Raw genomic sequence first — 16,386 nt, 5'->3', positions numbered from 1 at the left:
TGTACTCGAAAGTACATAGGCAAGTCCCATTCTTGTACTGCCTGTCTGTTTTATGTGAATCTTTTCAAAGAACTCTTTCTTTCGCCCCCGGTTTTTTGCCGAAAGCGGTTGCAAAGGTATGCATTTCATCTGAATCCTCCAAACATTTAGGTAGAAAATTCAAACAATTTCTGAAACATTTCGACTTTATTGACAAAGGGAAGTCGGCTAAAACATACGGAGAAAACTATCCGTGATAGTCTATATGACAACATATCAATATCTTAACTTCAAAAAGACAAAGAGAAGTGTCATACCCAGACAAAGTCCGCCTTAAGATCAATATAGTTTTAGTTTTTCTATAGCCATATTAAGGTTACTCCCTTAAAATAGAAAGTTCCATTACTCTTTTAAAAATCAGGACAGCCTAACTAACCATTATCAGAAAGGCTGTCTTGATCCATGTAGTTAATCATTTTTTAATTCAAACTCAAAAATTGAAATTACTCAATCCCTGTTAAAACAGATTATACAAGTGAATTCCTTAGAAGGGAACAATAGCACTTAAAGCATATTTACATCACCCGTACCAAATATCTACACTGATCTTATGATCCTGATCTTTAGAACTTTTGAAATCATTCTTATTATTTGTGTAGTCTACAAAAATCTGTTCAATCATTTCATTCTTTTGGTTTTTCATAATAAAAACAGTAAAAGGTTCTTGAAATATTGAATTACAGTTACTCGCAAAAAGTTAATATAATCGGAGTACTATGTTATGGACCGGAAATCAAGCGACCTTATTGCTCACATCCGTATCCACGGCATAGGAAGCATATTTCTATTCTTCGTAACCAAAGATAATAAAAATAATGATATACCTTTTATAATAAGGCATTTTTTAAGTTTATTTATATTTTCAACGAAAGAATTTAGGAAACGATTCTAGGAGATATATCAATCTACTATTTTAGTAGTTCTCCACCTTTAAAGCATTTCTTGACAACAGCAGGATTACCTGCAGCCATACAATCATCAGGAATATCATGGACAACAACAGAGCCCGCAGCGATAATACATCTTTCCCCTATTGTTACTCCAGGGCAAACGATAACCCCTCCACCCAGCCAGGTATCCTTGCCTATCGTTATCGGATGACCGATCTCAACAGATTCACGACGGCAAATTGGATCAAAAGGGTGAGAGACCGTATAAAATTGGCACATAGGTCCAATCCTGACAAAGTCATCTATATGGATATAAGCCTCATCAAGAAAACAACAATTATAATTGATAAAGACATGCTGTCCTATGTCCATACCGTTACCATGATCACAATAAAACGGAGGGCTAACTTTTGAAGTATCAGGGATATTTGGAATAACTTCTATCAAGGCCTCCCTATAACCGGGCGAAATGAGAGTCAGTTCGTTCAAATGATGACACGCTCCTTTAGCATGACTCAAACTTGCAAGAATATCATGATCAGAGAAATCATAAAACTCTTCATTACGCATTTTTTCAAATTCAGTCTCCTTCATAAATCATAAATATTATGCCCTTAATTTTTTCAATTGCATGAAAGCAATCATGCCAGACAAATTCGTGCTCAAGACGCATGAGAATGACGTCAATTTGTATGTAATATATCCCATACGTTCCATGCAGAAGAAGACAAATATAACGAATTATTTATAAAGGCACCAAGAACTATCGTGCTTTTTTATATATTTGCATCAAATAAGACATTCATAAAACTATTATAAAATTCGGAACATGAAGAAATTCTATATTTTACTCTTATTGACAGCTTTTACATTAAACATCTCCTCGCAGCAGATGCACCATTATCAAACCAATTTTACGATTTCCCTTAAGAATTTCGTTGATACGATCCCCATTGAATACGACAACGACCAAATATACATTAACGTCCTCATACAAGGAAGGAATTACAGATTCAACCTTGATACCGGTTCAAGTCAAGGAATGCTATATCAAAACAGCAGAGTACCCATTATGGAAAATCTCGGAGGAGTCATTTCCCATGATGCCAATAATGTAGCAGATACGATACAAGCAGTCCAAATTGCACCATTCATGATGGGAAAGTTGAACATTTCAGGATATGTTGCCTCCATCGTCAAGTCCTCATATCCGATACACGATTATGATGGTATCATCGGTTTTGATCTCTTCAACAAAGGACTCAGTGCCAAGATTGACATCAAGCACAAGATCATGATTTTGAGTGACATAAAAGGATATTTCGACAAAGAACCGGGATATTCGCTCAAATACAAACTAAAATGGTTTGTACCCTATGTCCTCGTAAGTCCGTTCATCCGGCACGTGGACCAAGCCCTTTTCGACAGTGGCGCAAAGCAACTCTATATCATGAATCATACCAGTTTTCTGCAACATGCTTATAAAAGCAAACAAGTCAATGCACAAGTTGAAGGTCGTACTACAGGGAATTTTACAGTCGCCACCAACAGCATAGAAAAGCCATCGGAAGTTGTATTCCTGAATTTAGACCGTATAAAATGGGCGGACTATTCCTTCAACAGAGTCCACACGATCACCACCCAGGGAAATTCGAGGATAGGAGCACAAATATTCAACTATGGAAATATCATCATCAGCCCCCGAAAGAAGAACATCACATTTCAACCCTATAATCATGCCGATAGTGTAGATGTCAGCAACAAGCAGTTTGGCGTAGCCTTCATCGATGTCAATAACAAGCCGCAGATAGCACTTATCTGGCAACAATGTGATGCCTATAAATCAGGAATGCGGCAAGGTGATACCGTATTAAGCATTAACGGGCAAGCCATAACTAATTATAGCGAATTTGTCGATTACAAATTTGAAGAAAATAAGAATTATCAGTTCATCCTATTAGACGCAAGAGGTTTTAAGAAATCAATTACAGTCAAGCGATAAATGGATGTTCTAGGGCAAACTGATCCCTGAAAAAGGCCCATCATTAAACTAAGAATGGTATACTAAAAGAAAGAGCATACCCAACGCATTTGCTTGATGGAGAGATAGAGACAAAACACTTTTATCAACTCCAATTAACTATTATTACTTTTCTATTATCCGTCAAACACCTGCACCATTTCCATGAGTTGCAGGTGTTTGACGAACCAATAATCAGAGATAAGACCAACGGAAGCATCAACTTACAACCAGTTCAATACGGTCTTTCACGCCATAAAGTTGAAGTTCTTATCTCAAGCTGCGACGCACAATTTATTTTTTACTCAAGAGTTCATCTTTAGTAAAACCAGTCGTCAATTTTTTGCCCGTACTTGCATTGGTATAATCAACTATAGCGCCAAGACCAGCTTTAGCAGCCAAAGTCGTCAACTGCTTCAAATCAATGTCAATGAGCACATTCTGAGAGATATAATTCTTCAGTTCCTTTGGGTTTAAATTTGCCCGAAAGACTTTAGAATCCACCAATAAAGTCACTTCCAGATTGTCGCTCGTCACCTTCATCTGTCCCAACTTATTAAAATCATCAAAATCATTAGGAGCAGTCAAATTACCGATAGCCACTTTTCCCTTCAATTCATCCAAAGGTTTGGCCTGACTCAAGAGTTGGTTGACCTTTTCGGCAGGTACAATCGCCTTGATTACCTTTTTAGACTGAGCATCACGGAAGGTGAAAGAAAGCGCGCCCTTATTCTGGATCAGAGACGGAGCCATGGATTGCAAACTGCCCTTAGGACCGTAAAAGAAGAAAGTCATTCCTGTTGCCAAATCATCTTTTTCTTGATCCAACAAATCCATATTTATTCTACCATTGTTCTTGATGTCTACGACCAGATTAACAGCATTATTGGCAGCATCAAAAGTTGCTTCCGTGACTGAAGCCCAGTCGGCGAACTTTAAAGGTAATTGAGAACTGATGCTTTTGGTTTGAGACTTCAATGGATTGCTTGAACAACTTGTCATTGCCAAAACAACGACAAGAAGTAACATTAAGACAGATGCGCTTTTTCTCATATTTTATATATTTAAAATTATTCGATGGTATTCCCTCAACCATGATTGATTGAGCGTTTTCAAAGTTAGCCAAACTTTCTTATAACTTCTTCTTTAGAAACTATAATTGTAATGTTTTATAAATTTGTAACATTAGGAGTTACGCTTCTACTTAACAAATACTGTACAAAACACTTTACAGGAAATTAATCTGATGATTGCGAGCACATACTAAGCAAGAATAAGAGATTTGAGAAACAAGAAGAAATCTAAAAAGACCGCTGCATAAAAAAAGATCCAACTGACATCTATCGAGAATATTCAATCGACAAAAGGACTACCCTACCAGTTGTAAAACAAGAACCATTGACCTTCATCCCATCGGCACAAGATTCAGTCTTTTAGGGCAGAGCGGTTCAGTTCAGATATTTACAAAATTTCCCGGACAGGCACTGATGCCTACCCGGGAAATTCAAAGAGACTCAGGCACTGCGAAAGACAGATACTTTGGCTGTGATATTCCAATGCCCGAGAAAATCATTAAGAACTACATATTTTTGTCCTTTTTCATCATCATTGGTCTATTCTTCAATTGGCCCTTATGAAACTGATGATTCTTGCGCTGTCTGATCCGAAGTTGAATCCGGTTTTCCACTCTCAAGAATTTGCCCAACTGATCTGCATCCAAGACTTTAGAGAATTTATCAATATATTTCTCACGTACATCGATAGCCTTCTTCTGACTCTCCAGATGACTCTTAATCAGTTCTGCGACCTCCGAACTCGTAGTCGGTTTAGAAGCAGGTTTCTTAGTTTTTTTCATAGCCGCCTGCATATCTTCATTATAAGATTTGTAGAGTGGCACGAAAGCCGTTTTCTGTTGATCCGTCAGTTTGAGTCGGGTCACCATCTCATTAACTTTACCATCAAAGATTTTCTCTCGAATGCTGTCAGTCCTCGTGCTTTGCGCACTCATAGTGAGGGCTGAAAGGACCATTAAAAATGACAATAATACTTTTTTCATTGCTTTTTCTTTTTATGCTGTTAAACGCAGCGTTTCTTTTTTATCTATAATTAGTATTCCGGAATATCATCTATTTCATAGCAATCCACGTATTGCATATCCTTATCGTCAATTGAGTTGAGCGTTTCGTCCAAAGCGTCATCCCGATGCTGATGAAGAGCGCCATGGATCATCGGATGCACCTGACGATGAGCACCTACAGAGACACCTATAGATTTTGAATCCACCTTGACGATCCCTTTATTTGTCGGTTTATCTGTTTTCTCTCCGGCAGTTGAAGCAGGAGTTGGAACAACTTCATGAGTCGGATAAGACCTCACGGAACGATCTTGAAGGCCAGGGGATTGGAAAAGATACCCGGCTCCAAAAGAGAACAACAGCAAGAGGACAGCAGCGGAAGACAGTACCAGTTTCCGTTTCCTCACCCTTACGACATGAAGTTTCTGATCCTCTATAGCTTTATCAACAGCACGATCGATCAAGCCGTCAATATACTCATCATTTTCCCGACCAATGCCGGAAGTATCGCTTTTCTTGATTTCTTTCATATCTCATGAGCTTTTATATAGGATTTTACCTTACTGACAGCATAGGAATAATTCACCTTCAGAGTCCCAATGCGTTTCCCCGTTATTGAAGACATTTCCTCATAACTCAGATCATCGTAATACCTCATGCAAAAAGTCAGTCGCTGCTGAGTCGGCAATTTCAACAAAGCCTTCCGTAAAAGGAGTTGGGTGTCATCAGCATCCATGGAATATTCAGTTGTCAGTTTTCTTTCCAGGGCATTACCGAGATCGTCAATACTTCGGAACAATCTGGTATGATGCTTCAATACCCTCAAGGATTCACGTGTAGCAATTCTGTAGATCCAAGGCAGGAGTTGATCCTCATTCTTCAACTGGCCGATTTTACGGTATATCTGAATGCAAGTTTCCTGCAAGGCATCTTCTGCATCATCATGCCCTACTACGATCCGTCGGATATAGAAATACAAAGGACGTCCATACTTCTTCATCAGAAGGCGGAAACCTTGTTCCCGCTGTTCATCAGAATTAAGCATCTTCAACAGTTGTCCATTATTTTGGGATATATCCATACAAGATAATTTTTGCACTACCGATCTCTACTGTCCCTTTACCTTTCATTATATAATAGATGATACAAACGCGAAAAGGTTAAAAGGCAAAGGAAGAAATATTAGTTTTTTAATATCGTGATGATGTGATTTCCCATTCACTACTATCTGATGACAAAGATTTAGCAATCCGTGCACCTTATTATAATAGGATGTCGTGCACATGTAAACTAGACCTATTATTTCTTTCAGACAATACTATTGATACAAGACAAAACACATAACTCCTTTTTGTCCGATTCATCAAACCTCTACTATCAAATAGACATAAATATAGCAATAGCGATAGCATTTAGAGTACTAAATCTATCAAAACATCAGAAAATACCGAAAAAATTTCAATATTATAAGTAAATAGCCTATATTTGTTACTTAAATTAACTAAAGCTTCTCATATTAGAGGACTTTTTAATCGGGGAGCCATAAGAAAGAGTCCGTAACACCAAAATGATGAACGTAGGAGTTTGAGACCAACTTTATCATATCAGTTAGAGCGACACGTTCTATTTTCAAGAAAAAAGAACAGGCAGCGATGACACATCATCAAGAGCAATAAAGAAAGGACGAGGATGAGTTGTATAGACGTTTCGGATCTGAGATATCAAGTTTCATCCGGGAAAGAAATTCTTTGTGGAGTCTCTTTTGAGGTCAATTACAATGACCGTATAGCTGTTCTCGGCAATAACGGTGCCGGAAAGACATCACTATTTGAGACCATGCTAGGAGTAGTATCCCCAAGTTCCGGCCGTGTGACCTTTGACGAAGAATTGCAGAGTCCCTCTCGTATTTCCGCGATATGGGACAGTTTTGAAATTCTCCCCAACTTCAAAGTTGGTGAATTGGTCAAGTATTTCTCTCTCATGTATGGCGGAACACCGGAAACGGCTATTTTCACTCTTTTGAAAATAGAAGAACTGAAGGCAAAGAGAATGAAATATTTATCCAAGGGAGAGCGGAAGCGAGTAGCCATCGCGGTTGCCCTTATGTCCCATCCCAAGGTATTGTTCTCCGATGAGTTGACCTCAGACCTGGACAAACAGACCCAAGACGACGTATGGAAGTTCTTGTCAGACAAGGGCATAACCACACTGTTCATCACCCATAAATGGGATGAAGCCAAGGCCTATGCCAATCAATTCCTGCTCATCTACAAAGGGCACAACATCGCGCCACTCTCCACTGAGAAGCAATTACTTTCAATGCTGCCTTTTGACAAGAAAATGGTCACAGAAAACAAAGACGACGTTCCCCGCATCGCAGATTCTTTCCAGTATACAGAAGGAGAAAGAAGTGTCAGTCTCGTCTCTTCCCGGTCGGATCTGTCACAGTACACCAAGACAAATGACCTTTCCCTTTCAGAACCCGACATCTATGATGTATACCGCTATTTAAGTTCAAAAGAAGTCAAATCCTAAAGTAAGTTTACAATGAACAGACTTAGAGCGATAACATACGGAACGGTATGCGAGACACGCAGTTTTTTGAGAGTACAGAAAGCTTTTTTCTTTACCATCGTATTCCCTATTTTTCTCTATGTTGTCTTTGTCATGATTTGGGGAAACGACACCCCCGAATACAGCCGATTTCTCCTTACCGGCATCATCGCCATCACAGTAGTGAGTAATTCTATCCTTGCCATAGGAGATGTCATAGTGAAGTATTATGAGAATGGAATGTTCAGGGTCTTCAAGACCCTGTCCTACAGTTTCAACTATCATATCATTTCACTAGTCCTCAGTCGTCTGGTCATGATGATTGCAGCAACGATCTTTCTGCTGCTGTTTGCCCTGATTTTCAATCACCTGACCTTTACGCCCAAAGAACTCCTGCAGATCGTTTGCGGGGTAGTGTCAGGCATGGTACTCTTTTCTCTCATCGGCATATTGCTGGGCGAATTTGTAGAGTCGAAGAAATCCGAGAACACCGTCATGAATTCCGCCTTTTACATCATCATCTTCGTCAGCGATTCCTTTTACCCCGTTTCAGAGATGAATCCTTCCCTCTCCTACGTTTTAAACTTCAATCCCATAACTCCCATACTTAACATGATGAGAGGGGCAGGATCCTATTGGCCGCTATTTATATGGATTTCGGTTTTATTGGTACTGCAGATCATCGGTTGGAAACATCTGAAAATCAAAAGATAAAAGACGACGTTCGAGTTTGTCATCATACTTCTGACCGGACCTTATGCAGAGGCCTTGTCGGGACCACAATATAACGTAGCCTCAATTGTTTAAAATCAGATAATGAGAAAATCCATTTCTATCCTTATAATTATCCTTTGTCTTGTCTTACCGGGGAACATTTACGGCACCACCCTGATAGAGACACAGATCCGTAATACCTATGCTCAGGCCATCCGCACGAAATCATTCCGTCCGCTGCAGGTCCTATATGGAAAGATCTATTCAAATAAGAAAATGCCCAACCGCAATTACTGGTTAGCCTATACTCGTTTGAACGAAGCCACCTACCTTAAAGTTTATCATAAAAACAACAGGAATTTCTTGCAACAAGGCATCTCGATCTTGCAGAAGACCGACGGCAATTCGGAGAATCTAGCCTTGGAGGCCCTCATGCAAGCCATGACATTAAGCAATCTCCAAGGGATGGAAGCAGGTATTGCCTATAAATTATGTTTCAACAATGCCAACCGCGCCATAAGCCAGAATAAGAACAACGTACGTGCCTGGTATGTCATGGGAACCATCGATTATTACACGCCGCTTATGATGGGAGGACAAAAGAAATGCGAGTATGACCTCAAGAAAGCCATCTCCCTCCGTCAAAACAAGAATGCCAATCCATGGCTTCCCAGGTGGGGCAAATTGGAAGCCTATCAATTATTGATCACATTCTATTTGTCTAAAGGAAAGAAAGCCGAAGCCCGGAAAACCTGTTTGCAAGGGTTAAGAGTTTTCCCACATTCCAAAGAACTTCAGGTTTTAGGCAAGAAATCAGGAATTTAATGCTATCATTATGAAGAAAATAGTAATCTTATTCATTCTCTTATCCACTTTTTCAAGCCGCATCTATTCCCAGTCAAACGGGAATTTCCACTTGGACCAAATCCAGTCCACATTAGACCGGCTATATGCCAACTCTATCCAGAGCAAGAACCAGGACTCCCTGGTAATGGCAGGAAAATGGCTCGCAACACAAAAACAGAGTAAGGTCGTCACCTACTGGCAATCTTACGAGAAACTATTCGAAGGACTGAGTGATCTCAATTCCGGCATGGAAACTCCAGCGAAGAACGCCATCGGTGAAGCCATTAAAATCATCGAAAGTTATAAGCACCCGGACTCGGAGTTGTACGCATTGCTGGCCTATGCACAAAGTGTCTCCATCCGTTTCGCTACAGGCATGGATGCCGCCACATTAGCTATGGAAAGCACCAAGAATGCCCAAAAGGCCATTGCTGCCGACAGTATGAACATCCGAGGCTGGGTCATCCTGGGAATGATCGATTACTACAGTCCGGAGATCTATGGTGGAAAGACCAAATGTGAAAGTCTTTGGACCAAGGCCTTATCGCTGCCTTCACAAGAGAGTCCCAACCGCTATCTCCCCTCGTGGGGAAAGCGGGAGGCCTACGTCTATCTGCTCCGGTATCTTACGGAGAAGAAACAGTCAGACAAAGCGAAGACAATTTACAGTGAAGCCGTCAAAGCTTATCCTAATGATCCCGAGATATCCCGTTTTAAAGATTCTTTTACTGATTAGTCTACTCTCCTACACACTTTCAACAAATGCTCAAGAGGTGATTTCAGGTACGGTAAAGGCTGGCGGTGACCCAGCCTTTGCTGCAACTGTCTTCTTGTCAAAAGACAAGAAGCATACGGTCTTGGTGGATGAAAATGGCAATTTCTCCATCCTTGTCAATGAGAAGACTCCAGACGATACGCTCAATGTAACTTTTATGGGATTCGATCCTTATAAGGAAGCGGTCGGTCAGATACACTCTCCCCTATACATCGTACTGAGAGAATCAAAAGTCATTCTCAATTCTGTCGTCATCACCGCCTCAGATCCCCTTTCCCAAGAATTTGCAGTATCCGATTTACAGAGATCCGACATCTACCAAGCCCCCTTCTCCGGAGCAGACCCGCTGAAAGCCATAAAGATCCTGCCGTACAGCACCAGTACGACAGAGAGTGCGAACCCCGAACTCAGAGGGAGCGCTGCTGATTTGAGCAGAGTGCTGCTCAATGGCGTACCCGTGATCAATCCCGTGAGAAACGAGCAATTGAACAATATGGGAAATTTCAGTTTGTTCAATACAGAACTCATCAAGGAGCAGAATGTCTATCCCAGCAATCCGCCTTTGGAATACGGTGATGCCGTCTCAGGCATTGTCGATATCAAGACAGTGGACCACCTTGAGGAAAAGCAGTCTCTATCTGTCAGTCTCTCACTGGCGAGTGTGGGCGCTCTCTACCAAAGGAGTTTCAGGGACAATACGTTCATGCAACTCTTCACCAATGACCAATTTTCTGATTTGTACAAGGACGTGAATCGGAAAGCGTCTGAGAACATCAATTCTTTCGCTTCACATGACCTGGGAGTCAATTTCCACACCCAGTTGTTCGGACAACTCTATTTCAACCATTATTCTTACATCGTGCACGAGAATTACAGTTCCAGCACGGGAGAATATAATTATTGGGGGCGGCAGGACGCCCGCAAGACCCGGGATTTCCATGTTACGAACCTCGAGTACAACAGCGGAAGATTTCTTCTGTCCTTCAATGACGGGGTGGATTACTCATATTCCAACTATTCCTTCGGCAACATCCTGGAAAGGAATCATTCTTTCCGACTGTTCAATTCTCTCTTTGCGAAGTATGATGCCGGCAAAACGCTAAGTATCAAGGGAGGACTGGATGACCAATTTGCCCGTTATTCCTATCGTGGGATATACCCATCGGCAATAACTGCAAATCTAAAGCCCGGCTCGCCGACAACTGACTTGAAGAACCATCTTTCCAACCAGTCCTTAGAGAGTTTCCTCTACTCAAAATTAAATTTCACACATGTGAAAATAGGTTTTGGAATGAGGAAAAACATTCCGATGAAAGACCAGCCCGATTTCTTCTCATGGCAATCGAATATGCGTTACAACTGGGCAGGCAAGCATTCCGTTATCCTGTCATGCGGGCAATATAACGGTTATTCCGTCCCGGAGTATATGATGAGATTAATGAAGCATACGAGTTCTAAACAGTTGAGTTTGGATTATCTCTTAAAACTCCATAAGTTGGAGTTTTCCCTATCCGGTTATTTGAAGATGGAGCGAACCCCCGAGTACCTGTTTGAGACAGACCAAGTGGAAGACATCAAGACTTTCATCAAAGGAATCGAAGCCTCAGCAAGGATTCCAGTTGGTCATTTTGTTTTTTGGACATCCTTATCCTCATTGGATGTCCGCTTTAAGGAAACGGCCCAACCCGGTTGGCATAGAGCACAGAATGATCTGAATTACCTTTTCAAGTGTTTCGTGGAATATCAGAACAGTGCTCTTTTCAATGCTGCATTATCGTTTAACACGAGACAAGGCCTATACGATACGCCCGTTTCAAGTACCGAGACTTCAGACGGAACGGTCTATCCTATATTCGGGGAATACAATTCAGAAAAATATAGCCCCTATTCAAGTTTGGACTATAGTATGAGCCATTACTTCGGCATGAAATCTTTCAGTATGCTCCTCTTTTTAAATGCCACAAATCTGTTGAACAGGAATAATGTCAGAGGGTATTACTATAACGAGTCCTATACCCAACGTCTGTCATTACCCTTCCAAAGACGGACGATCTATTTCGGGGTCATCTTCACTTTCTAAAAAAATATGCTTCAATAACCCATTGGTTAAATTAAATCCGTTCCCTGACAATCTCACTCCGTTCACTACTTGTTCCCTCTCCGTTTTCTATTGTGGTCTTTTGTTCAAAAAAGATTATCTTGAAGGTTAACATTGCCCATAGTTGGATTTGAGAAAGCCTTTTACAAGTTCGGAAAAATAGGATTTCGCTGTTTCGAGAAAGACCGCCTTGATGTTTCTCGAAAGAAGCGGCCATGTTTCTCGAAAGAGACGGCTGACTTTCTCGAAACTACCAACACGCCATTTTCGGGTAAGAAAAACCGGTTATCCACTACTGATAACCAGGTCTAAAATCAGTAGACATCAGTGATCTGTCATGTACTTCTAAAATACCGAAGAAGAACGAGACACCTTTTCGTTCTTCTTCCGGAAGAGTTGTTTATCACAAGAGCCCCGCAACAAGAGAATAAGGAAAAGACCTGATCATCAAACGACAGTTTCTTTTCGGAATCCGTCAAGCTCTTGTCCTGTAACCTATAAAAGAGTAGATTTTATTTCTATTGCTGTTTCGAATAATTCCGATACAGTCCGTCTACGATAGAATCTGCTAAAGAGATATTCGGGACGAGGATGGACTCAGCCTTCAGACATTCACTGGCTTTCAAGAAAATAGAAGCAGCCGGCACGATGACATCCGCACGGTCATCTTTCAAATGGAACGTGTGGATACGCTCTTCAATACTCATCGGTTTCAAGGTATTATACATCTGTTTCAGATCCGATACCGGCAACTCATAATGGTCTTTCTTGGGCTTGATCAACTTATAGAGTTTGTTGATATTTCCGCCTGAACCAAGGATACACAAATCAGGAAACTTATCAGCGAATCCCTTCAACTTCGTCTCGAAATTTGATTTCTCCTCCTTGGTCACTTTTCCGCCCAGCAAACGCAGCGTACCGATGTTGAAGGAATGACTGTCTACGAGCGCGCCGTCATGAATGAGAGACACCTCTGTGCTACCACCGCCGACATCCATGTAGACGAAATTGCCGGATTCGGAAGCATCATCCTCATTCAATTGCCCGGAAGAGCGCAATGCCGCAACTTCCATCAGGTCATTGCAAAGCAGATGAGCCTCCTCAGCCCCAGGAATGATCTCCAACCTTATCCCTGCTTTCTTCCTGATCTTCCTCAAGACTTTCTTCCCGTTCTCTGCATCCCGCATGGCGGAAGTAGCGCAAGCCCGGTAAGCCCTGACGTCATTCAGTTTCATAAATTCCTTGAAACCTTTAAGCATGTGGATCATCATATACTCACGTTCCTTCGAGATCCTGCCAAGGGTAAACACATCTTTTCCCAAGCGCAGAGGCACCCGGATAAACATGATTTTATCGCCGGGATCCTCCTCATTCTGAGCGTTCTCGTCAAAGCGTTTGATGAGAAGCCGGGCTCCGTTAGAACCGATGTCTATTGCAGCCAGGTTGAACACTGTTTTTTTCATCAATGATATTATCTATATAATGTCTTTCCCTATTGAACTGTTTCCTGATGATAAGCTTTGAACAGTTCATATTGAGAGCGGAAAGGTTTTTCTCCCTCTTTCACCGGCTGTATCTCGTTCGTACCCGAACCATCTACAATCCGGCCATTCGTCGTATCTTTCAAACCATATTCCACCGTCCTCAACAGGTCTTTCTTCAGATCTTCGTCATAGACAGGCGTCATCACCTCTATTCGACTGACCAGATTTCTGGGCATCCAGTCTGCACTGCCAAGGAAGAAACGGTTATTTCCTCCGTTACAGAAAATAAGGATACGGGAATGTTCCAGATAGCGGTCGATGATTCCTACGGCATGAATATTGGTACTGCATCCGGGAATGCCCGTAACAAGAGAACAGTTTCCACGCACGAGAAGTCCGATCTTCACCCCGGCATTGGAAGCCTGATAGATTTTCTTCACCATATCCACATCTGTGATATGATTGATTTTCACTTTCATCCAAGCCTCTTTTCCAGCCTTCGCATTGCGTATTTCTGTATCTATCATACGTAAGATCCGGTTTTTCATGGCATTTGGGGACACCAGCAACTCACGGAAACGGAGTTGGGAGAAGGGGCGTTTGATAAACTCAAATACACGTGCGACATCATTCACAATGCTTCGGCGTGCCGTCATCATGAAATAGTCAGTGTATATCTTGGCATTATTTTCATGGAAATTACCCGTTCCTACACAAGCGATATTCCCCTTTTTAGACTCAATATACAGGAGTTTGGAATGGATCTTCAATCCTTCAACGCCAAATATGACATTGACCCCTTCCTCCTGCATCCGCTTGCTCCATTTGATATTGCTCTCCTCGTCAAAGCGAGCCAGAAGTTCCACGACTGCCGTCACTTTCTTGCCGTTATGCGCCGCATTGATCAAAGCCTTGACGACCTTGGAATCTTTCGCCAGGCGATAAAGGGTCGTTTTGATAACCTTCACTTCGGGTTTGATGGCAGCTTCCTGCAAAACGCGGATATAGCCATCAAAACTGTGATAAGGGACATGGATGAAGCGGTCCTTCTCGCGGATCAGGTCCAGAATGCTTTTCCTTGAAAGAAATTCCGGTTTCATGATTTGCGGCCATTTCTCATATTTCAATTCTGTATGCCCGCAATCGGGAAAGGACATCAAGTCTTTATGGTTCTGATAGCGACCGCCAGCAAGAGACGTATCCAACTCTTTCATATCCAATCGCTTCAAGATCTCCTTGACCATGCGTTTCGGCATATTCTGATCATAGATGACGCGCACGGCTTCACCCTTTTTCCGGGAGTTCACACCGGCAGCGATCTTCTCCATCGTACCGTAATCGGAATAGTTGTCCATCTCCATTTCCGCATCCTTAGTAAACTTGAAAGAATAGGCACGGTAGGTGCTCTCCTTCAAACCAATAAAGACCAGCGGCAGACAATACCGGACGACATCGTCCAGATACATGATATTGTCAAAGCCATCGCTCGAAGGCACATGTATCCACCGGCCATAATACCTGTCAGGTACTTTCACGACAATATAATGGGTTTTCTGAGATTCGATCTCCGTACGTTCGACCAATAGATAGATGCGGTTATCCTCCAGTGAAGTCAACTTCGAGATCTGGGACATCCAAATAGGATTAATGCTCCCATTGAGTTTCTGATAGAACAAATCTGTCAGGAATTTCTTCTGTTGGTCATTCAACTGATTTTCATCCAGCAGACGAATCTTATGCGCTTCAAGTTCTTGAAATACGCGTCTCGTACACTCCGTATATTCCTGGGAATGAGACTTATTGAGTTGATTGATCGTCTTCAAACTCCTTTTGAGCGCCATCCTTGTTGATCTACCCAATCTTTTATCTTCCAGCAAACGGCTCAGTGAAGCAACCCTTACACGGAAAAACTCATCCAGATTATTGGAATAAATACCCAAAAAAGAAAGACGCTCAAGTAGGGGGACATATTCCTTCTCGGCTTCCAAAAGAATCCGGTGATTAAAATACATCCAACTGACGTCCCGCGGTACATAATTTTTCAATTTCAAGGTATTCTTCATTAACTTCCTCCTCGTATCAGGGCCTTTTATCAATCAAATGCTGATTGCCCTTCTCTCACTTTTTCTTATCGGTTTTATCTTTCTTGTTTCCTTTGCGATTCTTCTCTGCCTTGTCTTTTTCAGACGAGCCATTCTTACCTTCAGCCTTTGCAGCCTTGTCCAGATTAGCCTTAATCGTCTTCTTTTTCAATTCATCGGCAGAATCGGATTCAGCCGTATAGCGATCCACAACGACGTAGTCCATATCCTCTTCTTCAAAGTGAAGGGCTTTACGAAACTTCTTAACAGTTCCACCAGGGACGACGATATTAGCCAGACGCTCACTGTCCTCAAAGGCATGCCGACTCAGGTGCTTGGGAACACCGTCGAAAATAACAGTCTTGAGTTTGCTGCATTCGGAAAAGGCGAAACCCTCTATCCGTTCAACAGATGCAGGGATATGAATTCTCTCTAGAGAATCACAACCCGTAAAGGCATCCTTCTCTATTGTCTTGACAGAGCCGGGGATCAATACTTCCTTAAGATTTTCCTTCTTGTAAAATGCCTTCTGCCCTATCACTTCCACTTTGTCAGGGATGACAAAACGGTCCCCTTCATAAAGACAATAGATCATCCGCTTGTAATCACTCGAAAAAACGGCCTTATCGTCATATTCGAAGTGGTCAGCGGTAATCTTCTGCAAAGCTAAATTGACAAGTAATTCACTCAAGTTTCGGAAGTAAAAAGAATTGATTTATTTAACAAATAAAAGTGAGTTTGAGTGCCCTTGTTACAGGGAAATTTTGTATATTTGTATTGATAAAATAAACAGACAAAACGCTCAAACTCAT

Annotated in this window: 15 protein-coding genes; 7 read left to right on the top strand and 8 right to left on the bottom strand. The window is 41.6% G+C overall.

Annotated features, from left to right (window positions below):
- On the top strand, window positions 1–236 hold a 236-nt coding region (locus NG821_RS11150), incomplete at its 5' end, for a hypothetical protein (protein ID WP_252761742.1).
- A 711-nt stretch (window positions 237–947) separates the two neighbouring features.
- Here the strand turns inward: NG821_RS11150 and NG821_RS11145 are convergent.
- Entirely contained in the window at window positions 948–1,523 is a 576-nt protein-coding gene (locus tag NG821_RS11145) for a sugar O-acetyltransferase (RefSeq protein WP_252761741.1), read from the bottom strand.
- Between the two features lie 235 nt (window positions 1,524–1,758).
- On the opposite strand from NG821_RS11145, the gene NG821_RS11140 reads away from it, so the two are divergent.
- Entirely contained in the window at window positions 1,759–2,931 is a 1,173-nt protein-coding gene (locus NG821_RS11140; protein WP_252761740.1) for an aspartyl protease, read from the top strand.
- A 312-nt stretch (window positions 2,932–3,243) separates the two neighbouring features.
- Here NG821_RS11140 and NG821_RS11135 read toward each other — a convergent pair whose 3' ends face one another.
- The 4 genes from NG821_RS11135 to NG821_RS11120 form a co-directional block, all read right to left on the bottom strand.
- A complete protein-coding gene (locus NG821_RS11135) occupies window positions 3,244–4,002 on the bottom strand; it encodes a hypothetical protein (RefSeq protein ID WP_252761739.1) in 759 nt (252 codons plus the stop codon).
- 526 nt (window positions 4,003–4,528) lie between these two features.
- Entirely contained in the window at window positions 4,529–5,005 is a 477-nt protein-coding gene (locus tag NG821_RS11130; protein ID WP_252761738.1) for a Spy/CpxP family protein refolding chaperone, read from the bottom strand.
- A 50-nt stretch (window positions 5,006–5,055) separates the two neighbouring features.
- Complete coding sequence (locus NG821_RS11125; protein ID WP_252761737.1) at window positions 5,056–5,553, bottom strand: hypothetical protein; 498 nt, start codon at window positions 5,551–5,553, stop codon at window positions 5,056–5,058.
- Window positions 5,550–6,104 (bottom strand): RNA polymerase sigma factor, encoded by a 555-nt coding sequence (locus NG821_RS11120; protein WP_252761736.1) that lies wholly within the window; start codon window positions 6,102–6,104, stop codon window positions 5,550–5,552. The genes NG821_RS11125 and NG821_RS11120 overlap by 4 nt, the downstream gene beginning before the upstream one ends.
- Window positions 6,105–6,712: 608 nt before the next feature.
- Here NG821_RS11120 and NG821_RS11115 point away from each other — a divergent pair.
- From NG821_RS11115 to NG821_RS11095, 5 genes are all read left to right on the top strand, one after another.
- A complete protein-coding gene (locus NG821_RS11115; protein ID WP_252761735.1) occupies window positions 6,713–7,558 on the top strand; it encodes an ATP-binding cassette domain-containing protein in 846 nt (281 codons plus the stop codon).
- 12 nt (window positions 7,559–7,570) lie between these two features.
- On the top strand, window positions 7,571–8,290 hold the full coding sequence (locus tag NG821_RS11110; protein WP_252761734.1) for an ABC transporter permease: 720 nt from the start codon (window positions 7,571–7,573) through the stop codon (window positions 8,288–8,290).
- Between the two features lie 102 nt (window positions 8,291–8,392).
- Window positions 8,393–9,115 (top strand): hypothetical protein, encoded by a 723-nt coding sequence (locus NG821_RS11105; RefSeq protein WP_252761733.1) that lies wholly within the window; start codon window positions 8,393–8,395, stop codon window positions 9,113–9,115.
- Between the two features lie 10 nt (window positions 9,116–9,125).
- Window positions 9,126–9,872, top strand: coding sequence for a tetratricopeptide repeat protein (locus tag NG821_RS11100; RefSeq protein WP_252761732.1), 747 nt, complete (start codon window positions 9,126–9,128; stop codon window positions 9,870–9,872).
- A 37-nt stretch (window positions 9,873–9,909) separates the two neighbouring features.
- A complete protein-coding gene (locus NG821_RS11095; RefSeq protein WP_252761731.1) occupies window positions 9,910–11,991 on the top strand; it encodes a TonB-dependent receptor in 2,082 nt (693 codons plus the stop codon).
- Between the two features lie 536 nt (window positions 11,992–12,527).
- On the opposite strand, the gene NG821_RS11090 is transcribed toward NG821_RS11095, so the two are convergent.
- From NG821_RS11090 to NG821_RS11080, 3 genes are read right to left on the bottom strand one after another with little or no spacing between them, the layout of a single operon-like run.
- Window positions 12,528–13,472, bottom strand: coding sequence for a Ppx/GppA phosphatase family protein (locus tag NG821_RS11090; protein WP_252761730.1), 945 nt, complete (start codon window positions 13,470–13,472; stop codon window positions 12,528–12,530).
- 29 nt (window positions 13,473–13,501) lie between these two features.
- On the bottom strand, window positions 13,502–15,556 hold the full coding sequence (locus NG821_RS11085) for an RNA degradosome polyphosphate kinase (protein ID WP_252761729.1): 2,055 nt from the start codon (window positions 15,554–15,556) through the stop codon (window positions 13,502–13,504).
- A gap of 55 nt (window positions 15,557–15,611) precedes the next feature.
- The gene (locus NG821_RS11080) at window positions 15,612–16,265 is read right to left on the bottom strand and encodes a leucine-rich repeat domain-containing protein (protein ID WP_252761728.1); all 654 of its coding nucleotides are present in this window, start codon (window positions 16,263–16,265) and stop codon (window positions 15,612–15,614) included.
- Between the last annotated feature and the right edge of the window lie 121 nt (window positions 16,266–16,386).

This window comes from Segatella cerevisiae, from assembly GCF_024054555.1.
GTDB lineage: Bacteria > Bacteroidota > Bacteroidia > Bacteroidales > Bacteroidaceae > Prevotella > Prevotella cerevisiae.
Note: the sequence above shows the minus strand (reverse complement) of the source record. Positions and strands in the feature narration are given on the sequence as shown.